Annotated in this window: 15 protein-coding genes and 2 rRNA genes (1 of these 17 only partly in view); 11 read left to right on the top strand and 6 right to left on the bottom strand. The window is 58.0% G+C overall.

All coding sequences use genetic code 11. The features are described 5' to 3' along the window. From G547_RS0109705 to G547_RS0109695, 3 genes are all read left to right on the top strand, one after another. Nucleotides 1-2,865, top strand: a 23S ribosomal RNA gene (locus G547_RS0109705) (it extends 23 nt beyond the left edge of the window). Between the two features lie 139 nt (nucleotides 2,866-3,004). Next, a 5S ribosomal RNA gene (gene rrf / locus G547_RS0109700) occupies nucleotides 3,005-3,120 on the top strand. A gap of 386 nt (nucleotides 3,121-3,506) precedes the next feature. Further along, nucleotides 3,507-4,673: a glycerol-3-phosphate dehydrogenase/oxidase gene (locus G547_RS0109695; RefSeq protein ID WP_027329695.1), complete on the top strand. Its 1,167-nt coding sequence runs from the start codon at nucleotides 3,507-3,509 to the stop codon at nucleotides 4,671-4,673. On the opposite strand, the gene G547_RS0109690 is transcribed toward G547_RS0109695, so the two are convergent. Then, a complete protein-coding gene (locus tag G547_RS0109690) occupies nucleotides 4,660-5,565 on the bottom strand; it encodes a hypothetical protein (protein WP_027329694.1) in 906 nt (301 codons plus the stop codon). The genes G547_RS0109695 and G547_RS0109690 overlap by 14 nt on opposite strands. Nucleotides 5,566-5,717: 152 nt before the next feature. On the opposite strand from G547_RS0109690, the gene G547_RS0109685 reads away from it, so the two are divergent. Beyond that, on the top strand, nucleotides 5,718-6,734 hold the full coding sequence (locus G547_RS0109685; RefSeq protein ID WP_027329693.1) for an aspartate carbamoyltransferase: 1,017 nt from the start codon (nucleotides 5,718-5,720) through the stop codon (nucleotides 6,732-6,734). 1 nt (nucleotide 6,735) lies between these two features. On the opposite strand, the gene G547_RS20850 is transcribed toward G547_RS0109685, so the two are convergent. Then, a complete protein-coding gene (locus tag G547_RS20850; protein ID WP_084645840.1) occupies nucleotides 6,736-8,019 on the bottom strand; it encodes a response regulator in 1,284 nt (427 codons plus the stop codon). Nucleotides 8,020-8,305: 286 nt separating this feature from the next. Between G547_RS20850 and G547_RS0109675 the strand changes: the two genes are divergently transcribed. From G547_RS0109675 to G547_RS0109665, 3 genes are all read left to right on the top strand, one after another. Next, nucleotides 8,306-9,457, top strand: a complete 1,152-nt coding sequence (locus G547_RS0109675) for a 1-acyl-sn-glycerol-3-phosphate acyltransferase (RefSeq protein ID WP_027329692.1) — start codon at nucleotides 8,306-8,308, stop codon at nucleotides 9,455-9,457. Nucleotides 9,458-9,461: 4 nt separating this feature from the next. Beyond that, nucleotides 9,462-11,585 (top strand): ATP-dependent DNA helicase DinG, encoded by a 2,124-nt coding sequence (dinG, locus tag G547_RS0109670; RefSeq protein WP_027329691.1) that lies wholly within the window; start codon nucleotides 9,462-9,464, stop codon nucleotides 11,583-11,585. A gap of 128 nt (nucleotides 11,586-11,713) precedes the next feature. Then, nucleotides 11,714-12,043, top strand: coding sequence for a YqcC family protein (locus G547_RS0109665; protein WP_027329690.1), 330 nt, complete (start codon nucleotides 11,714-11,716; stop codon nucleotides 12,041-12,043). Here the strand turns inward: G547_RS0109665 and argS are convergent. Then, complete coding sequence (gene argS, locus G547_RS0109660; protein ID WP_027329689.1) at nucleotides 12,027-13,766, bottom strand: arginine--tRNA ligase; 1,740 nt, start codon at nucleotides 13,764-13,766, stop codon at nucleotides 12,027-12,029. The two genes, G547_RS0109665 and argS, sit on opposite strands and share 17 nt — an antisense overlap. 109 nt (nucleotides 13,767-13,875) lie before the next feature. Here argS and G547_RS0109655 point away from each other — a divergent pair, with 109 nt between their 5' ends. The 3 genes from G547_RS0109655 to G547_RS20845 all read left to right on the top strand — a co-directional run bounded on the left by G547_RS0109655 (nucleotide 13,876) and on the right by G547_RS20845 (nucleotide 16,249). Continuing rightward, nucleotides 13,876-14,685, top strand: a complete 810-nt coding sequence (locus tag G547_RS0109655; RefSeq protein WP_036187877.1) for an SDR family oxidoreductase — start codon at nucleotides 13,876-13,878, stop codon at nucleotides 14,683-14,685. A 208-nt stretch (nucleotides 14,686-14,893) separates the two neighbouring features. After that, nucleotides 14,894-15,232, top strand: a complete 339-nt coding sequence (locus G547_RS0109650) for a 4a-hydroxytetrahydrobiopterin dehydratase (RefSeq protein ID WP_027329687.1) — start codon at nucleotides 14,894-14,896, stop codon at nucleotides 15,230-15,232. Nucleotides 15,233-15,355: 123 nt separating this feature from the next. Next, a complete protein-coding gene (locus G547_RS20845) occupies nucleotides 15,356-16,249 on the top strand; it encodes a hypothetical protein (RefSeq protein ID WP_051235169.1) in 894 nt (297 codons plus the stop codon). Here G547_RS20845 and G547_RS0109640 read toward each other — a convergent pair. Continuing rightward, nucleotides 16,225-16,941 carry a polyamine aminopropyltransferase gene (locus G547_RS0109640; RefSeq protein ID WP_027329686.1) on the bottom strand — a complete coding sequence of 239 codons (717 nt, stop codon included), beginning with the start codon at nucleotides 16,939-16,941 and terminating at the stop codon, nucleotides 16,225-16,227. The two genes, G547_RS20845 and G547_RS0109640, sit on opposite strands and share 25 nt — an antisense overlap. A gap of 66 nt (nucleotides 16,942-17,007) precedes the next feature. Next, nucleotides 17,008-19,590: a glycoside hydrolase family 9 protein gene (locus tag G547_RS0109635; RefSeq protein ID WP_084645838.1), complete on the bottom strand. Its 2,583-nt coding sequence runs from the start codon at nucleotides 19,588-19,590 to the stop codon at nucleotides 17,008-17,010. 200 nt (nucleotides 19,591-19,790) lie between these two features. Between G547_RS0109635 and G547_RS0109630 the strand changes: the two genes are divergently transcribed. Beyond that, the gene (locus G547_RS0109630; RefSeq protein WP_036187875.1) at nucleotides 19,791-22,448 is read left to right on the top strand and encodes a bifunctional diguanylate cyclase/phosphodiesterase; all 2,658 of its coding nucleotides are present in this window, start codon (nucleotides 19,791-19,793) and stop codon (nucleotides 22,446-22,448) included. On the opposite strand, the gene can is transcribed toward G547_RS0109630, so the two are convergent. Next, complete coding sequence (can, locus tag G547_RS0109625) at nucleotides 22,441-23,070, bottom strand: carbonate dehydratase (RefSeq protein WP_027329683.1); 630 nt, start codon at nucleotides 23,068-23,070, stop codon at nucleotides 22,441-22,443. The two genes, G547_RS0109630 and can, sit on opposite strands and share 8 nt — an antisense overlap. Nucleotides 23,071-23,140 lie beyond the last annotated feature (70 nt).

The following is a 23,140-nucleotide window of genomic DNA, read 5'->3' as shown; positions in this document are numbered from 1 at the left end:
GTGGATGCCTAGGCAGTTGGAGGCGATGAAGGACGTAGGAGCCTGCGATAAGCTTCGGGGAGCTGGCAAACAAGCTTTGATCCGAAGATTTCCGAATGGGGAAACCCACCCGTCGTAAGTCGGGTATCCCATACTGAATACATAGGTATGGGAGGCGAACCCGGGGAACTGAAACATCTAAGTACCCGGAGGAAAAGAAATCAACCGAGATTCCCCTAGTAGCGGCGAGCGAACGGGGAGCAGCCCTTAAGCAACTTATGTCTTAGTGGAATCTTCTGGAAAGTTGAGCGATACAGGGTGATAGCCCCGTACACGAAAAGGCACAGGTTGTGAAATCGAGTAGGTCGGGACACGTGTTATCCTGACTGAATATGGGGGGACCATCCTCCAAGGCTAAATACTCCCAACTGACCGATAGTGAACCAGTACCGTGAGGGAAAGGCGAAAAGAACCCCTGTGAGGGGAGTGAAATAGATCCTGAAACCGTGTGCGTACAAGCAGTCGGAGCGGACTTGTTCCGTGACGGCGTACCTTTTGTATAATGGGTCAGCGACTTATTGTCTGTGGCAAGGTTAACCGTATAGGGGAGCCGTAGGGAAACCGAGTCTTAATAGGGCGTCCAGTCGCAGGCATTAGACCCGAAACCCGGCGATCTATCCATGGGCAGGTTGAAGGTGCCGTAACAGGCACTGGAGGACCGAACTCACGTATGTTGAAAAATGCGGAGATGACCTGTGGATCGGAGTGAAAGGCTAATCAAGCCGGGAGATAGCTGGTTCTCCCCGAAAGCTATTTAGGTAGCGCGTCATATCTCACCCACGGGGGTAGAGCACTGTTTGGGCTAGGGGGTCATCCCGACTTACCAACCCCATGCAAACTCCGAATACCGTGGAGTGCAATTATGGCAGACAGACAGCGGGTGCTAACGTCCGTTGTCAAGAGGGCAACAACCCAGACCGCCAGCTAAGGTCCCTAATACCAGTTAAGTGGGAAACGATGTGGGAAGGCACAGACAGCTAGGAGGTTGGCTTAGAAGCAGCCATCCTTTAAAGAAAGCGTAATAGCTCACTAGTCGAGTCGGCCTGCGCGGAAGATGTAACGGGGCTCAAACTGGTAACCGAAGCTGCGGATGCAACTTGTTGCATGGTAGGGGAGCGTTCTGTACGCCTGCGAAGGTGAGTCGAGAGGCTTGCTGGAGGTATCAGAAGTGCGAATGCTGACATGAGTAACGATAATGGGAGTGAAAAACTCCCACGCCGGAAGACCAAGGGTTCCTGTCCAACGCTAATCGGGACAGGGTTAGTCGGCCCCTAAGGTGAGGCCGAAAGGCGTAATCGATGGGAAACAGGTTAACATTCCTGTACTTCTCTTTACTGCGATGGAGGGACGGAGAAGGCTAGGCCAGCGCGGCGTTGGTTGTCCGCGTTTAAGGTTGTAGGCTGAGATCTTAGGTAAATCCGGGATCTTAAGGCCGAGAACTGACGACGAGCACCCTTTTTAGGGCGCGAAGTGGTTGATGCCATGCTTCCAAGAAAAGCTTCTAAGCTTCAGGTAAAGAGAAACCGTACTCGAAACCGACACAGGTGGTCAGGTAGAGAATACCAAGGCGCTTGAGAGAACTCGGGTGAAGGAACTAGGCAAAATGGTACCGTAACTTCGGGAGAAGGTACGCTGCCGACGGTGAAGGGCTTGCCCCGTAAGCTGTTGGCAGCCGAAGTGACCAGGTGGCTGCGACTGTTTATTAAAAACATAGTACTCTGCGAACACGTAAGTGGAAGTATAGGGTATGACGCCTGCCCGGTGCCGGAAGGTTAAATGATGGGGTTAGCTTCGGCGAAGCTCTTGATTGAAGCCCCGGTAAACGGCGGCCGTAACTATAACGGTCCTAAGGTAGCGAAATTCCTTGTCGGGTAAGTTCCGACCTGCACGAATGGCGTAACGATGGCCACGCTGTCTCCACCCGAGACTCAGTGAAATTGAAATCGCTGTTAAGATGCAGTGTACCCGCGGCTAGACGGAAAGACCCCGTGAACCTTTACTATAGCTTTACACTGAACTCTGAGCCTATTTGTGTAGGATAGGTGGGAGGCTTTGAAGCGCTAACGCCAGTTAGCGTGGAGCCACCCTTGAAATACCACCCTGGTATGTTTGGGGTTCTAACGCCGGTCCCTTATCGGGATCGCGGACAGTGTATGGTGGGTAGTTTGACTGGGGCGGTCTCCTCCCAAAGCGTAACGGAGGAGCACGAAGGTTGGCTAATCCTGGTCGGAAATCAGGAGGTTAGTGTAATGGCACAAGCCAGCTTAACTGCGAGACAGACACGTCGAGCAGGTACGAAAGTAGGTCATAGTGATCCGGTGGTTCTGTATGGAAGGGCCATCGCTCAACGGATAAAAGGTACTCCGGGGATAACAGGCTGATACCGCCCAAGAGTTCACATCGACGGCGGTGTTTGGCACCTCGATGTCGGCTCATCACATCCTGGGGCTGAAGCCGGTCCCAAGGGTATGGCTGTTCGCCATTTAAAGTGGTACGCGAGCTGGGTTTAGAACGTCGTGAGACAGTTCGGTCCCTATCTGCCGTGGGCGTTGGAGATTTGAGAAGAGTTGTTCCTAGTACGAGAGGACCGGAATGAACGAACCTCTGGTGTTCGGGTTGTCATGCCAATGGCATTGCCCGGTAGCTACGTTCGGACGGGATAACCGCTGAAAGCATCTAAGCGGGAAGCCTCCTTCAAGATGAGATCTCCCTGGAGCTTCGAGCTCCCTTAAGGGCCCTGGAAGACGACCAGGTTGATAGGCTGGGTGTGGAAGCGCCGCGAGGCGTTGAGCTAACCAGTACTAATTGCCCGTGAGGCTTGACCATATAACAGAGACGACTGCACAGCCGGACGTTTGTGTGAGGTAGACAATCGTTGCAATGTATAACTTACTGTTTCACCCCCTATTTGGGTCGATCAAGGTACGCCGAATGGCGATAAAACCTTCGAGCCCAAGCCAGTTTGCTTGACGATCATAGCGAGTTGGAACCACCTGATCCCATTCCGAACTCAGAAGTGAAACGACTTAGCGCCGATGGTAGTGTGGGGTCTCCCCATGTGAGAGTAGGTCATCGTCAAGCTCTTAAAGTGAAATACCCCGAATCAGCAATGGTTCGGGGTATTTTTTTATGGGGCCCGCACAAGTTCGAGGCGCTTGCCGATGCCCTGCGGTCATGGTGATGGGCCACATCCGTGTGGCCCACCCCCTGCGGGGCGCCCCTTCGGGCGTCGTCTTCGGCATCCTGCCTTCGACTCAAGCTCTTAAATTAAAACGCCCTGTAGTTAGCTCTGCAGGGCGTTTTTCTTGTGCGCAGAAAAATCCCCGTCCCCACCCCTTATCTCTTACTTCCCCTTAAAATTGCTACACTATGGCATGGCTGTTTAGGCCATTTGTTCTAGCAAACTTTTCAAGCTCTCGGCGCTACCGATAGCGGCGCGCGTGCCTAAGCGGGGATAGATACAGGTAATGACTTATGATCTCGTGATTATTGGCGGGGGTATCCAGGGCGTAGGTACTGCACAAGCCGCGGTGGCGGCCGGGCACAGCGTATTGCTTTTGGAAAAAGAAGGCATTGGGGCCGGTACCTCACGAAAGTCTTCGAAGCTGATTCATGGAGGGCTGCGGTACCTTGAGAGCGCTCAGCTGTCTTTGGTGAAAGAAAGCCTACACGAGCGGGCATTGCTTCTCCAACTGGCGCCGGAGCTGGTCAAACGGGTAGAGATGCATATTCCCGTCTACCAGGCGTCCAGTCGTTCTCCTGCAAAGATTGCTGTCGGCCTCTGGTTGTATCGGCTATTGGCGGGTTTTGGGGAGGATTCGGAGTTTGTCCGGTTGCATCGCAGTGGTTGGTCAGCTTTGGATGGGCTTAAAACGGATGATCTACTGGCCGTCTATCGCTATGTAGAGGCGCAAACTGATGATCGTGCATTGACCCAGGCCGTTTGGCAGTCTGCCGAGGCGCTGGGTGCGGAGCTAGCCATGCCCGCCCAGTTCAGGGGGGCGGATTGCCATGCGTCGGGATGTGAAGTGCAGTATGAGCACAATGGCCGGGAGATGTCGGTGAGTGCCCGGGTGTTGGTGAACTGTGCCGGACCTTGGGGGGCAGACTTGCTTAAGCACATTCAGCCTACAGTGACCGTGCCGGAGGTTGAATTGGTGCAGGGCAGCCACTTGCTTCTGCCGAATCGGCTTCAGCACCACTTTTATCTGGAAGCTCCCGACGATCGACGGGCGGTATTTGCCTTACCGTGGCAGGGGCGCTTATTGCTGGGGACGACGGAAACCGCATTTCGAGGGGCGCCGGAAACGGCCGAGTGCCTCCCCGAAGAACGCGATTATCTGCTCCGAACCTTCCAGCATTACTTTCCCGGGTATTCGGTTGAGCCGAATGACGTCTCTTCTTTCGCGGGTTTGCGGGTCTTGCCTCGCGCGAACGGGAGTGCGTTTGGGCGGTCGAGGGAAGTTCTGTTTCAAGCCGATCAAGAGGATCAACCCAGGGTGTTGTCCGTGCTTGGTGGCAAGTTGACGACCTATCGGGCTACGGCGTTGGAGGTCATGGAGCGCCTGGGACCCAGTTTGCCTCGCCGCCGCCGGGTGGCGGACACGGCGAGAATCCACCTTACCCCCCCTTGAGGCGGTGGAACTCAATCTCGTACTTGCCGGGAATGGGGCTAGCTTGGAGCACCTTGGTCTCCGGGTATTCCCCCCGCAGCAGCGTTACAAGCCGTTGTTTATCCTCTGCGGGCATGAAGGCCCCCAGGTAGACGGAGTCCAGATCGTTTTTCTCAAAGGGACGGTCGTCATACCATAGGCTGTCATCTACCTCCCGACTGCTGGCTTGATCCGTCGCCTGGAAAAAGCAGCGCCATTCCTGTTGGTCCGCCGACATGGGAGGCTTCACCAGAAACTTATCCAGAAAGCGCGACTGGGCATTGACCTTTTCCTGATGGAGGATGGCGTTAATCTGATCCCTGAACGTCGTAATCTCGGGTCGGTTGGGACTGTACTCCACGGGTTTCGGGTCGGGGAGGGAGGTGTACTCACCGCAGCGAAAGCGTAGGGCTGCGCCGCGATGGTGGTCTGCGAATAGCTGCCAGGAGGTGAGATTGTCCGCCTTTGCGCTGAAGCAGCATATGCGCAGCTCTCGGGTAAACTTGCGCCAGTCCGCCATCATCTCCTCTATTGACACCTGGCGCTGGTCCACCATTCGTGACATCAGCTCTTTCAGCACGTCCTCCGCTTCCTCGGGCGAGGCGAAGCGCTCTTCCTCTCGCCAACGCCGGATGACTGTGGCCAGAGCGGAATTGCTTTTGGGCATTTCCCGCGAAAAAATCATGCCAGTTGCAGCGCGGATAACACCGTCAAGCAACGTCAGCGGGTCGAAGGTGAGTGGGCTATGGTGCGTCAATTCAAAGGGATCTGACAAAAGGTGAGGGGCGCTCCAGCGCAGTCGGCGGGAGCCCAGGATTTGCTCGGCGGTTCGGGCAGAGCAGAATTTTGCCAGAGTGTCGGGAAAATCGGGCACGGGTGTTCCTTGCAGTTATAACGGTTTTGGTGGAAGTATAACCAAAATTAGGTGGCTTCATCAGGTTATCGGCAAAGCTGACCGTTTTTGAATAGCACGCAAGGCGCTATACTGAGCGGCAGTTTCCACCCATCGCCTTTAAGGATCCGCCCGTGAATTTTACCGGTTCTCATATTCTCTCCATCCATCAGTTTGAACGGCCCGACATTGAGCGCATTTTCGATGTGGCGGACGCTATGGCGCCCTACGCTTTGCGCAGAAAGGTGACACGGGTGCTTGAAGGCGCGATTCTGGGGAACATGTTTTTTGAGCCCAGCACCCGCACCCGCATCAGCTTCGGCAGTGCGTTCAATTTGCTGGGGGGCGAAGTCCGGGAGACCACCGGCATCGAGAGCTCGGCGCTGGCAAAGGGCGAGTCCCTGTACGATACGGCCCGGGTGCTCTCCGGGTTCAGTGATGTAATCTGCATGCGCCACCCGCAGTCCGGCTCCGTGGCGGAGTTTGCGGAGGCCAGTCGGGTTCCCGTGCTAAACGGCGGAGACGGCGCGAATGAGCACCCCAGCCAGGCTCTATTGGATTTGTACACCATTCGTAAGGAAATGGAGTCTCGTGGCCGGGGCGTGGATGGACTTCGCATCGCCATGATCGGCGATCTCAAGTACGGTCGCACCGTGCACTCGTTGTGCAAGCTGTTGAGTCTGTTCAAGAACGTTCAGGTGACGCTGGTGTCTCCCGGTGAACTGGCCATGCCGGGGCCCATCATCGAGCAAATGCGCGAAGCGGGCCACTCGGTCACCGTCACCGAGGATCTGCCGAGCAGTATTGGCAAGGTTGATATCGCTTATTCGACGCGGATTCAGGAGGAGCGTTTTGATACCAAGGAGGAGGCCGATCTCTACCGGGGGCGCTTCCGTCTGAACCAGTCCATCTACACGCAGTACTGCGAGCCGAATACGGTCATCATGCATCCATTGCCGAGAGATTCCCGCCAGGAAGCGAACGAGTTGGACAATGACCTCAATCAGAACCCCAATCTGGCCATTTTCCGGCAGGCGGACAATGGCGTCGTCGTGCGCATGGCCCTGTTTGCCCTGGTGCTGGACGTCGTCAGCCAAGTGGACACGCACGCCCGTGAAGTCAATTGGTTCAACTCGTTGCGCCGGCCCTGATTCAGCTCAACAGGAGCTGCACCTTGGTGCAGAGGTCCGCATCCTCATAGGGACGACCCAACCAGCCCACTGGGCCTACCCCCTTCAGTTCAGCCAGGCCGTCGGGGCGGTCGCTGTCGTCTGTCAGAACCAATAACGCTGTGGCGGCGGTTTTGGGCCCGCGGGCCAACTGCCGACACAATTGGTTCTCGTTATAGAAGGCGGTTTCGGCATCGACGATGATCAGGTCCGGGATCACATCCCGGGCGATTTCCAGGCACTCTTCAGCGCTGTCGGCGGTGACGATATTGCAATGCTGTTGCAGTGTTTTGCTCACGGCGTGGGTCAATTCGCTCTGCCGGGTTCCGATAAGCAACGTCTTGTGAGCGGCGACTTCCTCAATGGCGAACGCATCCCGTCCGCTGTGTTTGACCCGATAAAGTGCCTTATCGGCGGCTTTGATGACTTCCTCCAGGCTATGCCCCATCGAATGGTTGCATGTGGCGCCACCGATACTGACCGTGACGTTGTCGGTGACCGGCGAATACCGGTGCTCCACGGCCAGGTCCCGGACAGCCTGGTTGATGCTGTGGGCCACCTGCTGCGCGCCCTTGCGATCCGTGCCCGGTAACAATGCGATGAACTCCTCACCACCATATCGGCCCAGAAGATCGGCAGGGCGATGCAGGCAGCCTTTCAGGGCCTGGGTAATCTGTTTCAGGCAGCGGTCTCCCGCCGGGTGTCCGTAGTGGTCATTGTAGGGCTTGAAGTGGTCCACATCGATCATCAGCACGCTGGTGGGCGTCTGGTGGCGAATGGCCAGTAACCACTGCTGGTTGGCGCGCTCGTTGAAGGTCCGGCGGTTGAGAATCTGGGTCAGGCTGTCCAGCTGGCTCAGGGCCTCCAGCTCGGCATTCAGTTGATTGAGCTGGTCGCGCATTTCCGCTATCCGGGCCATGGCCCGGATTTTCGCCTTGATGATCACCGGGCTGACGGGCTTGATCAGGTAATCGTCCCCGCCAGCCTCAATGCCTTCCCGGTAGCTCTCATCCTCATTTTTGCCGGTAACAAAAATGATGGGAATCCAGTGGCCGCCCAGCCACTCTCGGATCAGGCGGGTGGTTTCGAAGCCGTTCAGTCCAGGCATCTCCACATCCATGATGATCAAGTCCACCGGCGTATCTTCCAGCAACTGCAGGGCTTCCTCCCCACTGCGGGCGATCAGTGGGGTGTGACCGGCCTCGCTGATGTACTGCGACATGGCGTGGCGGAGAGTCGCGCTGTCTTCAACCAAGAGGATTTTCATGAGGCGATACGTTCGTCCAGTTTGTTATTGTGCGACGGACACTTAACAGAAGCAGTCTTGAGGTTTGCAGAACTATAGCCCAAGAAGCCCTTTGGGAGAGTTTACGGATTTCTCGAAGTCTGGTCGATCACCTTTATCGGGAAAACCGACCGCTGTCACCTTTACTCTTGTTGGCACTCCAGAACGAGAAACTGGCTTTTTGGGCCGGTTTTCGGTATGTTGTGCGCCCATTTTCCCCTGTGCCGTCCCGGCCCCTGGTTCACCTGAATCCGACAGATTGCCTGCGATGAGTGAGTTTGACGATATCCGTCCCTACGATGACCATGAAGTGCGCCCCACCTTGGAGCGTCTGCTGACCAACACCGAGCTGGCGGACGCCGTTGCTCGCCTGAAGTTCCCCCGAGCTGCCGGACCACTGGGCTGGCTTCTACGGCCCATCGTCCAGCGCGTAATGCGGCGACAGATGCGTGGCGTGGAGTCGGTGCTGGGGTTCCAGGAGGTGGTCAAGGGCTACATGCAGCAGATGATCGAAGACACCACCACTGCCCTGACGACTTCCGGGCTGGATCGGCTCGATCGCGACAGCGCCTACCTTTTTGTCAGCAACCACCGGGATATCGCCATGGATCCGGCGTTTGTGAACTGGACGCTGTACCACGGGGGCTTTCACACCCTTCGCATTGCTATCGGGGACAACCTGCTGACCAAGGACTATGTCGCCGACCTGATGCGTTTGAACAAGAGCTTTATTGTGAACCGTTCGGCGAAGGGGCCGCGCGAGAAGCTCAAGGCCGCCAAAAAGCTGTCGGCCTATATTCACCACTCCATTGTGGAGGAAAAGGCCAACATCTGGATTGCCCAGCGAGAAGGGCGCGCCAAAGACGGCAAGGACAAAACCAATTCCGCTGTGGTCGGCATGTTCAGTCTGAGCCGCCCGAAAACCCAGCCCTACGCCGAGTACATCCGTGAATTGAAAATTGTGCCGGTGACGATTTCCTATGAATGGGACCCCTGCGACGCCGCCAAAGCCCGGGAGCTGCACCAACAGCGCACCAGCGGCAGCTATCAGAAGGCGGAGCATGAGGACGTCAAGAGTATTGCCAGAGGCATTGAAGGCCAGAAGGGCCATGTTCACGTGGCATTCGGCGAACCGCTTGCGGCGGACTATCAGAACACCGATGAAGTCGTCGCAGACCTCGATCGGCAGATCGTCGAGAATTACGTCCTGCATGCCACCAACTGTTTGGCATGGGAGCGGCTCAACGGTGATTTGCCCGAGTTGCCCTACAGCTATCCTTCCCGCCCCTTTTCGGCAGATGAGCTGGGTGACACCCGCCAGCAGTTCGAGTTGCACCTGGCCAACATCCCGGCGGATCACCGGCAAACGGTGCTGGAAATGTACGCCAACCCCGTGAGCGCTCAGCTCGGACGCCGTTGACCCTATGCTCTCCGATGCCGTCAAACAGCAGATTCAGCAGGCTTACAGTCAGTTCCTGAACAATAAGGGACTGAAGGCCCGGTATGGGCAAAAACTGATGATTGCCGAGATCGCCCGTACTCTCGGTGGCATCGAACTCAACGAGGAAGGGGAGCGCGAGAGTCGAGGCCAGGTCTGCGTGGTGGAGGCTGGCACCGGCACGGGCAAGACCGTGGGGTACCTTCTCCCGGCTCTACTGATCGCCAAAGCCCTCGGTAAGAAGCTCGTGGTCTCCACGGCCACGGTGGCGTTGCAGGAGCAGGTGGTTTACAAGGACCTGCCGGATCTCAAGCGCCACAGTGAATTGTCATTCAGCTTCACGCTCGCCAAGGGGCGCGGTCGCTACGTCTGCCTGTCCAAGCTCGACAGCCTGCTTACGGACGTTCGGGACGGAATGGACCCCACGCGCCCACTATATGAAGATGAACTGCCCAGCGTCGATGAGCGGGCAGTGAAAATCTACGACTCCATGGTGGACGCCCTGGCCGCCAACCGCTGGGATGGCGAGCGCGACAGCTGGCCCGATGGCGTGGAAAATGAAGACTGGCAGCGTGTGACCACCGATCATCGCCAGTGCACCGGGCGGCGCTGCTCCAATGTCTCGGTGTGCAGCTTCTTCCGCGCGCGCGAGGCGCTCCATACCGCTGACTGCATCGTGACCAATCACGATCTGGTGTTGTCCGATCTGGCTCTGGGGGGCGGTGCTATTCTGCCCTCGCCGGAGGACAGCATTTACGTCTTCGACGAAGGCCACCAGCTGCCCACCAAGGCACTGAATCACTTTGCCCACCACAGCCGGGTCATTGGGACCGTGCGCTGGCTCGATCAGTGCAATAAGGCGCTGGGTACCATGCTGGGCCACATCAGTGGTGCCGGAGACGTCGATCGCTTCGCGGAGCAGCTTCCGGCGGCGCTGATGGATTGCAAACAGCGACTGGAGGAGCTGCATCCGACGCTGGATGCCCTGGCTCAGGAAGTGGCGCTGGATGATCGGCAAAGTCACTACCGGTTTCCCGGCGGCCTCTTGCCGGACGCTCTACAACTGCCCTCGGTGGAGCTCCACCGGGGCTTTGATCGGCTGGCGGATTTACTGGAGAAAATGCTCGCGGAAGTGAGCGACTCCATGGAAGATCGCCATTGCCCGGTGCCCAAGGTGGACCTTGAGCAACACTATCCCGTGCTTGGCACATGGCAGGCGCGAGCCGAGGCCAATCGCGAACTGTGGTGTAGCTACGCCACGCCCGATGACAAGGATCAGGTGCCCCGGGCGCGCTGGCTGACGCCGGTGGAGTTCGGCTCGGGTATCGACATCGAGGTTTGTTCCAGTCCCATTCTGGCGGCCGGGACCCTGGCCAAGAGTCTGTGGTTCCGTTGCTGTGGCGCCGTGGTCACCTCGGCAACCTTGGCCGCGCTGGGTCGCTTTGACCGCTTTCAAATGCGTGCCGGCACGCCGCCGGACAGTCATTACGCGCAGATGCCCAGTCCTTTTGACTTCAGTCAGGGTATTTTGTCGGTGCCCGCCTGCGCCGTGGAAGCGGGGGACGCAGTGAACCATACCCGGTCGCTGGTCGAGCATCTGCCCGAACTGTTGGATCCGTCGGAGGCGACCTTAGTACTGTTTTCCTCTCGTCGCCAGATGTTGGATGTGTACGACCAGTTGCCCACCGACTGGCGGGAACGAACGTTGGTGCAGGGGGACAAGTCCAAGCAGGCGATGCTGGATCTACACCGCGAGCGAGTGGATCAGGGCGACGGTAGCGTGCTGTTCGGATTGGCCAGCTTTGCCGAAGGTGTGGACTTGCCCGGCGACTATTGCCGGCATGTGGTCATCGCCAAGTTGCCGTTCTCGGTGCCGGATGACCCCATCGAGGCGGCCCTGGCTGAGTGGATTGAGGCGCGCGGCGGTAACGCCTTTATGGAAATTACCGTCCCGGATGCCTCTCTTCGGCTGGTTCAGGCCTGCGGGCGCCTGCTGCGCAGTGAAACAGACACGGGCAAGATTACGCTTCTGGATCGTCGAGTCGTGACCAAGCGTTACGGTAAAGCCATCCTCAACTCACTGCCGCCGTTCAAGCAGGTTATACAGTGAACCGGGTTGTATTAAGTCCTGAACCAGATTTTATACAGCCCTGAACGGGTGGGGATCGCTTTGAGCGACTCAATCAAGTCGCTCTGAATCGTTCAATGAGATCAGCCGAGCAAGAAAACGAGGACGCCATGAGCGATATTCACAAAACCCTGGCCGAGTCTTTATTCGACCTGGAGCGAGCGCTGCGCGAGCTCGAACTGTGGGATACGGAGCCACCCTCAAACCAGGCTCTGGCCAGCACCCAACCGTTCGCGGTGGACACCCTGGAGTTCTATCAATGGCTGCAGTTCATTTTTATTCCGCGCCTGTTTCAGTTGGTGGAATATCGCGCGGGAATGCCTGAAAGCTGCTCGGTGGCGCCGATGGCGGAAGAATACTTCCGGCCTCGCCCGGAGTCGGGCGAGGCGGTAGTGGTCGTGCTCGAGCGCATCGACCGGCTGGTTACATCTGCTCCGTAACCTCGATTCCCAACAGCTCAAGCCCCTGGGCAAGAGTCCGGGCAACCAGGTCGCACAGCTGCAGGCGGCTTTGCCGGGTGGCGTCGGGCACGCCATCCTTCAGGACCGGGCAGGCTTCGTAAAAGCGCATATACAGGCTCGCCAGATCATAGAGGTAGGTGCATAGCAGGTGGGGCAGGGCGTCCTTGGCCACCTGGTCCAGCGCCTCGCTGAACTGCAGCAGCTTGATCGCCAGCGCCCGTTCCTCTTCCTCCGACAGCAGTATCTCGCCCTGCAGGGCGCTTGGCTCGACGCCAGCTTTGCGGAAAATACTGCGGACCCGGGTATACGCATATTGCAGGTACGGAGCCGTGTTGCCGTCAAAACTGAGCATTGCGTCCCAGTTGAAAACGTAGTCGTTGGTCCGGGTCTTGCTCAGGTCCGCGTATTTCACGGCGCCGATACCGACGGTGCGACCGATGTTGGCGGCGGTGTCGGGGGCCAGATCGGGGTTTTTCTCGCGAACCAATCGCGAGGCCCGCTCCATGGCCTCGTCCAGCAGTTCGGAGAGTTTGACGGTGCCGCCACTGCGGGTTTTGAAGGGTTTACCATCCGGGCCCATCATAGTGCCGAAAGCGTGGTGCTCCAGACTGATGTGTTCGCTGACAAAGCCGGCCTTGCGGGCGACGGTAAACACCTGTTGCATGTGCAGGGATTGACGGGCGTCAATAAAATACATCAGCCGGTCTCCGCCGAGCTCGCCGGCGCGATAACGCAGCGCCGCCAAATCGGTGGTGGCGTACAAGTAACCGCCGCCCTGTTTCTGAATCAGCACCGGGGAGGGGTTGCCCTCCTTATCTGCCAACTCCTCCAGAAACACCACTTTGGCGCCCTGATCCTCTACTGCCAGGTCTTTTTCTTCCAGCTCCGCCACCAGCGGGGCCAGGTCGTCGTTGTAAAAGCTCTCGCCTCGAACATCTTCCGAAGTGAGAGTGACGTTCAGTTTTTCATAGATTTCCTGACTGTGCTCAAGAGACACGGCACGGAATTTCTCCCACAACGCCAGAACCTGCGGGTCACCGGACTGCAGCTTCACCACATAGTCCCGTGCTTTATCGGCAAAGGCGGGGTCTTTGTCAAAATGGCCCTTTGCCTGTTGGTAGAATACCTCCAGGTCGCTCAACGCCATGGTCGCTTCGCGGTTCTCCGCAAGCTGCTCTTCCAGTTCCGCGATCAGCATCCCGAATTGGGTGCCCCAGTCCCCGACGTGGTTCTGTCGAATGACATTATGGCCCTGAAACGCCAGCAGGCGGGCGAGGGCGTCACCGATAATGGTCGAGCGCAGGTGGCCGACGTGCATCTCTTTCGCCAGGTTGGGCGATGAGTAGTCTACGACGACCGTCTGGGGCTCCGAGGCCCGCGCGATGGCCAAGCGCTTGTCACCGGTGGCGGTGGCCAACTGCTGGCTCAACCACTCGGGAGCGAGGTGAATATTGATGAACCCGGGCCCGGCAATCTCCACTCTCTCCGCGATGCCATCCAGTTCCAGATGGCGCACGATCTCACCGGCCAGCTCTCTTGGGTTGGCTTTCATGGCCTTGGCCGCCCCCATGGCGCCATTGGCTTGATAGTCCCCAAAGCCCGGCTTCTTGCTCGGGGCCACCATGGGGGAGTGCTGAAAGGGGATGTGGGCAGACAGCATGGCCTGCTGGACCTTGTGGTTCAGTAAATCGCGAATATTCATAGTCACTGTGTGTGTTTGAGCGAACGCGGGATTGTAACCGCCCGGCTCGGCGTGTGTCATCTGTTACTGCTACTATTCAAGCGTTAGTTCAAAAGAACCGGGAGGTAGCGTGTACGAACCATCATCGCAAACGGATAAACCCACTGTGTTAGTGGTCGGGGGCACCAGTGGTATTAACCGGGGCATTGCGCTTGGTTTTGCCCGCAGTGGCGCGAGAGTCGCCGTCGCCAGCCGTTCTTGGGAAAAGGTCGCCCAAACGGTGGACGAGCTACGGGCGTTGGGCGCGGAAGCCGAGGGCTTCAGTGCCGATGTTCGCGACGCGGAGGCCGTGCGCGACGGCGTTGTCCGGCTTTGCGGTCATTGGGGCCCCCTGGATGTGGTGATCTCCGGTGCGGCGGGTAACTTCCCCGCACTGGCCTCTGGCATGTCTGCCAACGGCTTCCGCTCCGTGGTGGAGATCGACTTGCTGGGCAGCTTCCACGTGCTCCAGGCTGTGTATCCCCAGTTGCGTCGACCGGGCGCCTCGGTCATTCAAATTTCGGCCCCTCAGGCGTCGTTGCCAATGATCGGACAGTCCCACGTGTGCGCGGCCAAGGCCGGCGTGGATATGTTGACCCGGACCCTGGCTCAGGAGTGGGGGCCGGAGGGGATCCGGGTAAATTCGGTGATTCCGGGCCCTATTGAACACACAGAGGGCATGGCGCGCTTGGCCCCGGATGAATCGCTTAGAGAAAAAATTGCTCAGTCGGTGCCGCTTCGGCGGTTGGGGCAGGCTGAGGATATTTTCAGGGCCTGTCGGTTTTTGGCCTCCAAGGATGCGGATTTTATTACCGGGGCGGTATTGCCGGTGGATGGCGGTTGGTCACTGGCGGGCGCGTCCCGGGTAGGGGATGCGTTGGCTGAATCGTTGGGACTTTGAGGGTTGTTTCTCGGGTTCCGGCCCTCAGATAGACAACAGGTATTAGAGAAACGTCTGACGTGCTTAAAGACCGGATAGAACGACTTCGCATTAGAGTGCTTCGGGTGGGTAGACCACTGCAAGACCCGCCGTGAACCCCGTCCCCGGGAGGACTCGACGTTCCCAATCGACTTTAATGAGTCTTGAAGTCAAACAAAGGAGAAACATTATGAGCGATCTAGCGCAACAATCCTGTGAAGCCTGTAAATCCGACGCGCCCACGTTGAGCGACGCGGAAATCAATGCAATGAAACCCGACGTTCCCGAGTGGGAAGTGAAAGAAATCGACGGTGAGAAACGCCTCTCTCGCCGGTTCAAATTCAAAAACTTCGCCGAGGCACTCGCCTTCACTCAGACCGTGGGAGACTTGGCCGAAGACGCCGACCACCATCCCGCCATCCTCACCGAATACGGCAAAGTCACCGTCGACTGGTGGACCCACAAAATTGGTGGACTGCACAAAAACGACTTCGTCATGGCCGCCAAAACCGACAAAGCTTACACCTAAGTCCTTGGGCGGCCGGCCAGGGGCCGGCTTGCAAAGTGCGTAAAAATACGCCAAATTGACACTCATGCCGGTTCGGTCCTCGGCCGACCGGACCTCTACTCAATTCCGCTCTGGGGGCACGGCATGAGATTGGGTATTCTAATAATACTGATCATTATCGGTGCCGCATCGGCCCAGGCTGGGAACGTCATTCAAACGGTGTCCCGCGGCGACCATAACGCTGAATACACCCGGGCAATCATTCGCCTCGCCCTGGACAAAGCCGGTTATGACTACGAGCTGGTGGTTCATCCCGGCGATTTGAGCGCGGCGCGTCAGATTCGCGATACGCGTGAAGGCATCATTGATGTCATGTGGGCCGCGACTTCCAGGAAAACTGAAGAGCAACTGCTACCGGTGCGAGTTCCTCTGTTCAAGGGGCTGGTTGGACATCGGGTATTCGTCGTACATCCGGACAATCTTTCTCTCTTTGATGACATAACCACGGTGGAAGACCTGCACCCCTTCACCTATGGCCAAGGCGTCGGTTGGCCCGATGTGCAGATATTGCGGGATAACGGTTTCACCGTCCGGGAGGAAAGCTTTGATCGGCTGACAATCATGGTGCACGCCAAGCGCTTTGAAGCGTTTCCTCGGGGCGTTCATGAGCCATGGGGTGAGCTGGAGCGTCGCCCCGAACTTGATTTGATGGTCGAGCCCAACATCATGCTGGTATACCGGATGCCCTTCTATCTGTTTGTCACCCCACATCGGCCCGAGCTGGCGAAGGCGTTGGAGCGCGGGCTGATGATGGCCCTTGAGGACGGCAGCTTCGATCGGCATTTCTACCAAAGCGTCAATGTCCAGACCACCATCGCACGCGCTGGTTTGAGCAAGCGGCGGGTATTTTATCTGGAAAATCGGGCGCTCTCGGAAGAAACGCCGCTGGAGGATCCCCGAATGTGGCTGGATTGGTGCCGCTTGGTGGCCGCCGAGGGTGATGCGACGCCCTGTCAAGGCGATGAGAGTCCAGAATAAACGGTATTGATGGCTTCGTTGTTCTGGAAGGGATTAAAGAACCGAACCACATCCGCGCGGACATCGGTGAACACCTGGGCCAGCAAGGCTGAAAACGCTGGGTCCGGGGCGTCGGTGGACCAAAGTGCAAACACCCCGCCCGGTGATAGTTGTTGAGCCAAAGCGCTCAAACCGTTTTGGGTATAAAAACTTGCATTGTCCCCGTGGAGAAACGCCTCCGGCGAGTGGTCGATATCCAGCAGTACCGCATCTACCTGCCCCCGCTGCGGATCGAGGCCTGACGGGGTTGCCGCCAGGTCAAAAAAATTGCCTTGGCGAAAATGGCAGCGAGGGTCGGCGTTGAGCGTGGCGCCCAGGGGAATCTTTACCTCCTGGTGCCACCGGATGACCGGCTCAAGGTACTCCACAATACTCAGCCGCTCGAGCCGCGCGTCGCGCAGCGCCGCCACGGCGGTGTAACCCAACCCAAGGCCGCCGACCACAACGTTCAGAGACTCACGCGCCAGGCGCGCCAGCGCCAGGTCCGCCAGCGCTTCCTCGGCCGCCACAAAGAGGCTGGACATCAAGAACTCTTCGCCCAGTTTGACCTCATAAATGTCCCGTTCGCCAATGGCGGGAATTCGTCTTCGGCGAAGACTGATCTCGCCGATGGGGGAATTCTGGGTGTCGATTTCTTCAAATAGCCTTGCCACCAATGCCTCCCGTTGAGCCAGCGAGTCCGGTGATTATTGCGGTTGCCAAGGATAACACGGGCAGTTTCATCGGGAGGGCTCGGCGTTTAGCAGCCGGTCCGCTGCCAGTGCCAGGAACATGAAGTTGCTGGCGCCCCCGCCCAGTACATATTCCGATTGCTGCCACAGGTAGGGGAACTCCTTGAGCTCGGGAAAATCTGGCTGGACCAGAGCGGTACCGACAATGACGCCTCCGGGAATATAGCTGTAGTCCATTCGGTTCTGCCCGTAAGCCGCTTCCTTGGATTTGGCGCCTACACCTGTGGCGTAGGACTGAGCGTTGGCGCCCGGGTTGGTCCCGAGAACATAGTTGAGTATGTTCAACAGGTATTCTTTGCCAAATGTTTCCGGGAAAGCTTTGTGCAGGAAGTACTGGGACACACCCTCCTGCTGCAGCGTCCAGCCCCGGCCCCATAGTTGCATTTCAAAGTCCAGACCGTAGGGCGTTGCCGTCATTTTCTGTTGCAGCTTCCGGTCGTATTCGGCCGCTTCCTCGCGCATGGCCCGGGTGAGTTCCGGGGTGCCCAGCTCGTGTACGACCCGTGCCACCGCCCAACCGATCTGGCGGAAGTTGTCCAGTATGTGTTCCTGCTCGGCCAGAATAACGTCTTTATAGCGAACGTTTCCCGTCGCCCGAAACAGCTCCACGGCGGCGCGGATCCGTTCGTTGCGGGTATGAGAGTCGCTCAGGGGCCGCTCCACTGCCCACAAGGACTCGGCGGCGTTCAGCGTCCGCTCGGCCAGATCAGGGTCGTAGTCTTGCATGGGGCCTACGGCGGCCGCGATATTGGCAATCGCATCGAACTCTCGAGCGGGATTGTTTTCGGTGAAGACCCAGCGGTCGTCCGGCCGCCCGGAATGACTTGCGGTGCGGTCTGCGGGGGCCAGGGCGCTGTCATAAATCAAGTTATCGGTGTGCCCAGAAAAGTCACCGCCCATAACGTACTGGGTCAGTGTGGGAACGATAATACCTCGGTACAGTCTCCCCAGGCTTTCATAACCGCCCACCACTGTGAGCAGACCATGCTCAATCTGCTGAAGAATATCGGGTAGGCCGTCCGGTTCTCGCAGCTCGGTCAGTCGCAAATCCTGATCAATGAGGGTGTTGTCGTGGTGAATGCCGAACTCGTCATATGCGGCGCTGAGAATAAACACTTCACCGGATTGGGATTCAACCCGGAAATCCGCATCGCCAGCGTCGTACCAGCCTCCCCGGTTTAGCCCCGGTACGTGCTCGCCGGGCGCGAATTCGGTCAAGGTGCTATCGCCCTGGACATAGCCATCGAAGTGGTTGATGCCGGTCGGGGCCATCAGAGCGTCATCCCGGTGACTGTCATCGTGCCAGAGTTTGTATTTTTCCTTGACCCGCATATGGCCCATCTGCACCGGCAGGAAATAGTCGAGCGTCGGCTGCCAGACGTTCTGATCGTAGACATTGCGTGCGATCCGAAACGGGTGGCTGCGGTGGTCACCCACCGCCAGTTGATAGAGTCCGGCCTCGGTAATGGCAGAAAAGTCGAAGCGATAATAACGATAGCGCAGAAATTCTCCCCATTCCTCGGGCGCTTTGTTGAGGATTTCCGTGGGGGAGCCGGACGCATTCAACTGCAATAGGCGAACCGGCTGGTCGAGGGGGGCTCGTGGATCGGCTTCGATAACGGCGACTTTGGGTTGGTCGGGGTGATAGCCCACCATGGAGTGCTGGATGACCGGGTCTCTCGCCCAGTCCTCAATAACGTGAGGCGTGATTTTCCAGGAGACGGCGTTCTCTTGGGCGCCGGCGGCAATGGGCGAGCGCACGGTAAACCAGCCGTTCTGATGTTGGACCCGGCCGTCGAGCAGTTGCAGCTCGGCGTTCAGGCTCTCCACCTGTAGGCGCATAGTGTCGGACTCTGGAGCAACTGTCAGCTTTTGTCCACTCGCCAAAGGTGCCGGCTCCGCCCGGTGGTGCGCCAGGGGCTTCAACCCTTTGAACTTTCCGTTGGAGACGAGCTGAGGATCGGGTTCCCGACCCGGGGGGACGGTAACGCCATAGGGTTGGCGCGGGAAAATCCCGGTATTCTCGTCCATTATCCAGCTCTTTCCGAACAGGTCTGCCGGGTAGAGTTCCAACTGGAAGCCGACCTTTCCCGCCCACGCGGCTGGCAGAGGTTGGTCCAGGTTCACCGTTACCCACAAATCCTTGCCCTCTGCCCGCACGCTCACTTCGTATTCCAGCGCTAGATCGGGGTAATACAGAGGGTTGAAACCTGTTAGATGTTGCCGTTCATCGGGATATCTGAGCGTCGCTGTGATGGACTGTTGTTCGCGGTTGACCACGCGACGCATCAGTCGCGGGACCGGTGACCACTGACCGGGCGTGGCCTCCAGTCGAAGGTCTCCGTTGGAGGCGATCCGGTTGTCGTGGCTGATGAGAATGAGCCCACTCTGTCGGCTCTCCGGAGCGGTATCCTGAAAAACCATCAGACCGACGCCGCGGTTCTGGAAGTATCCTTTGTCGTTGAGTTCAAACCCTTGGGCGGGATCACTTTTCTCGCAGCCGCTCAGGAACAGGCCTGCCGATGTAATCAGTCCAAGGAAAGTTGTACCGAACCACTGCCGAATGTTCATGTGTTGGTATCCCCTATTATTGGAATTGTCGGTATTATTTGCCACAGTTTAACCTGATTGTCGGGAGGAACATAAGGCGAGGTGTCGTGTAAGTCAACTCAAGGGCGATGACAAACAGGAATCCTGCCCAAACGCCTCTTGCTAACTGGAAGTATTCCGCTAATATCGCGTCTCTACCGTGGTCGTCGCAAGGGGGTCGAGTGAAAACAGAAGTGTCGGCGGAAGATGTATTTCGGTTGTTGGCTGACAGTCTTGCACTCAGCAGTGCGCCGCAGTTTTTCTCTAATTTGATTGCTCGTCTTGCCCAATTGTTGGGCGTCGATCACGCCTTTATTGCCGAGGTCGTGCCCGAAACCGACACCGCTCAAACCCTGGCCGCGTGGTCGAATGGGCGATTGATTGAGAATTTCAGTTACTCTCTACAGGGCACGCCCTGTGCGACCGTTATCGGGGAACACGCCTGCTTCTACCCCAGCGGTGTCTGCGAACAGTTTCCCCAAGACAAGTTGCTTCGAGAGCTGGGTGCCGAAGGGTATATGGGCGTGCGGATGGTGAAGCAAGACGGCACGCCGGTGGGTATGCTGAAAGTGCTGAGCAATCGTCCGCTTTCATTACCGGGGTTCGCCGGTGAGGTGCTTCGAATCGCAGCAGCGCAGGCGGGCGCCGAAATCGGGCGTCGCCACGCGGAAGAGTCGATGCGCGAGAGCGAGCGGCGGCTGCACACCCTTATGAATCATCTGCCCGGTATGGCCTACCGGTGCCGCAATGACGAGTTCTGGACAATGGAATTCGTGAGTCAGGGGGCTCTCGCGCTGACCGGCTACTCACCAGAGCAGTTAACCGGGGAGCACCGCATTCACTTCGCCCGGCTGATCCACCCCGCTGATCGGGAGCGGGTTGATGCGGACATTCAGAAAGCACTCAGCCAGGGTAAACCCTACCGATGTACTTATCGTCTCATCAATGCCCAAAGCGAGGTTCGCTGGTTCTGGGAGCAGGGCCAAGGGGTGGACAACCCTGAGGGTGGCCCCCAATTGCTGGAAGGTTTTATCTCGGACATTACTGAGCAGCACGAGTCCGAACGCGTCCAGGAAGCCGTGGTACAGACCGCCACGGCAATCACCAGCCGGCTTGGGGCGGACTTTTTCCAGCAGCTGGTTCTGCACCTTACCCGCGCATTAGAGGCGGACGTTGGCTACATATCCACGTTGCAACCGGACGGTCGTTTAACCACTCAGGCGCGAGTGCTGGCCGGCGTGCCGGTGGACAGTCTCGACTACGAGCGTGTGGGTTCCCCCTGTGAAAAGGTGCTCGAAAAAGGGGAGAACGTAGAGCGTTACGACCCACCCCTGGCGATACCCGACCCCAGCGGTGGTGAGCCCCTGCTGGTGCACAGCTACGTCGGAAGGCGGCTGGACAATGCGCTGGGTGAGCCCATCGGAACCCTGATGGTGGGCTACCGCCACCCTGCGCCAGATGTGAACCTGGCTACGTCGGTCCTGCGGATTCTGGCCGCTGGTGCCGCCGGCGAACTGGAGCGTCAGACCAATGATCGTCGTATTTACCAGTTGGCGTATGTCGACAGTACCACCCAGCTTCCCAATCGAATTCACTTTATGGAACACCTTGCCCGGGAAGTCGATGCGGCGGCCGGCACGGGCACGCCGGTGGGGTTGGTCTTCGTTGATCTGAAGCGGTTTAAAGAAATCAATGATGTGCTCGGCCATGAGGTTGGCGATCAGTTGTTGGCCGCCGTCGCCCGACGTTTCAGCGGTGCCCGGCAAGGGCGGGAATTTCTGGCGCGGTTGTCGGGAGACGAATTTGCGCTCCTGATTCCGGGAATGTTGAGCGAGGAGCTCGACCCGGTTATTCGCCGCTACCGCGAGAGTCTTTCGACCCCAGTGGCCGCCGCTGAGCGACGCTTTACGCTCGACATGAATATTGGAGCGGCGTGCTACCCCACAGATGCGGCAACCCCAGCGGAACTGTTCCAGTGCGCGAGTGTGGCCATGCACGAAGCGAAGCGGGGAGAACAAAGCGCCTGTGTGTTTGATGTTGCCATTGCCGAGGCACTTAACCGCAGCCGCGCATTGACCGAGCGGTTTGCCTACGCTCTAGAACAAGGTCAATTGGAGCTCCGTTTTCAGCCACAAGTGGATCTGAAAGAGGAACGGCTGGTGGGAGCGGAAGTGCTTTGTCGTTGGCGTGACGAGCAGTGGGGCTGGATTCCTCCTTCCGAGTTTATTCCCCTGGCCGAGGAGCGGGGGTTGGTTCGCACCCTGGGGCAATGGGTGCTGCGCTGCGCCAGCGAGCAACTCTCCCTCTGGCGGCAGCAGGGGCTGGTATTCCCCGGCCGGCTTTCGGTCAATGTGTCCGCGTTGCAATTTACCGATGTGGCTCTGGCTGGTGAGATCACCGAGCTTACAGCCTCGGTAGAGCCGGATGCTATCGGCCTTGAGTTGACCGAGAGTGGTTTCATGCGTGACCCGGAGCTTGCGGTGGAAATCACCGAACGTTTACGGGAGGCGGGCTTTGGCCTCTCGATTGATGACTTCGGAACCGGATACTCGTCTTTGAGTTATCTGCGCCGGTTTGCGGCGGATACGCTCAAGATCGATATGTCTTTTGTTCGGGATATGCTGGAGAACGCCAGCGACTACACCATTGTGAATACGATTGTCGCCATGGCCCACAGCTTGGGCATGATGACCATCGCCGAGGGGGTGGAAACGCCTGAGCAGGCAGCGGCCCTGGCAAAGCTCGGCTGTGATAAGGCGCAGGGGTTTCTCTACGATCGTCCGTTGGACAGCCAGCGCTTTGCCGAGCGTTGGCTGCAGCCTGACCAGCCGCCTAAATGACCCGGTAGCGCTCATCCACCTGGTTAATGCCGGTGATGGGCGGAATCAGGTCTCTGAGAATGCCATCTTCAATGCTGTAGATCCAACCATGGATGGTCAGCTCCTGGCCGCGCTTCCAGGCGTTCTGAATGATGTTGGTGTGGGAGACGTTCGCGGCCTGCTCGACGACATTCAATTCACACAGGCGATCCAGCCGCTTCTTGTCATCGGAGATCTCATCCATGGCGTCCTGATGCTTCAGATAAACTTCCCGGATGTTGCGAACCCAATAGTCGAGCAGCCCGAACTGCTGGTTGGCCAAAGCGGCGTTGACACCGCCACAGCCGTAGTGACCGGTGACGATAACGTGTTTGACCTTCAGGTACTCAACGGCAAACTGCATCACAGATAAGCAGTTCAGGTCGGTCTGAATGACCAGATTGGCGACGTTTCGATGAACGAAAAGCTCGCCGGGCATCAGGCCCACAATCTCATTGGCGGGTACCCGGCTGTCGGCACAGCCGATCCAAAGGTATTCCGGCGTCTGCTGCTTGGATAGCTTTTTGAAAAACTCCGGGTCTTCGGCCTTGATTTGTTCGGCCCACTGCCGGTTGTTGTTGAACAGGTTTTTCAGGTCAGTCATGAGTCCTCCTAACAGCGAATGGGGGCAGTATACCAGTTTGATGGTTTGGAACGACCGGACAGTGGTACAG

This window comes from Marinimicrobium agarilyticum DSM 16975 (assembly GCF_000423345.1).
In the GTDB taxonomy this organism is placed as follows: domain Bacteria; phylum Pseudomonadota; class Gammaproteobacteria; order Pseudomonadales; family Cellvibrionaceae; genus Marinimicrobium; species Marinimicrobium agarilyticum.
Note: the sequence above shows the minus strand (reverse complement) of the source record. Positions and strands in the feature narration are given on the sequence as shown.

Excerpts from the sequence above, each read along its gene's own strand:
- argS (WP_027329689.1), bottom strand. The coding sequence starts at position 13,766 with ATGAATATTCGCGATTTACTGAACCACAAGGTCCAGCAGGCCATGCTG.
- can (WP_027329683.1), bottom strand. The coding sequence starts at position 23,070 with ATGACTGACCTGAAAAACCTGTTCAACAACAACCGGCAGTGGGCCGAA.
- G547_RS20850 (WP_084645840.1), bottom strand. The coding sequence starts at position 8,019 with ATGAAAATCCTCTTGGTTGAAGACAGCGCGACTCTCCGCCACGCCATG.
- G547_RS0109665 (WP_027329690.1), top strand. The coding sequence starts at position 11,714 with ATGAGCGATATTCACAAAACCCTGGCCGAGTCTTTATTCGACCTGGAG.
- G547_RS0109695 (WP_027329695.1), top strand. The coding sequence starts at position 3,507 with ATGACTTATGATCTCGTGATTATTGGCGGGGGTATCCAGGGCGTAGGT.
- G547_RS0109650 (WP_027329687.1), top strand. The coding sequence starts at position 14,894 with ATGAGCGATCTAGCGCAACAATCCTGTGAAGCCTGTAAATCCGACGCG.
- G547_RS0109675 (WP_027329692.1), top strand. The coding sequence starts at position 8,306 with ATGAGTGAGTTTGACGATATCCGTCCCTACGATGACCATGAAGTGCGC.
- G547_RS0109635 (WP_084645838.1), bottom strand. The coding sequence starts at position 19,590 with ATGAACATTCGGCAGTGGTTCGGTACAACTTTCCTTGGACTGATTACA.
- G547_RS20845 (WP_051235169.1), top strand. The coding sequence starts at position 15,356 with ATGAGATTGGGTATTCTAATAATACTGATCATTATCGGTGCCGCATCG.
- dinG (WP_027329691.1), top strand. The coding sequence starts at position 9,462 with ATGCTCTCCGATGCCGTCAAACAGCAGATTCAGCAGGCTTACAGTCAG.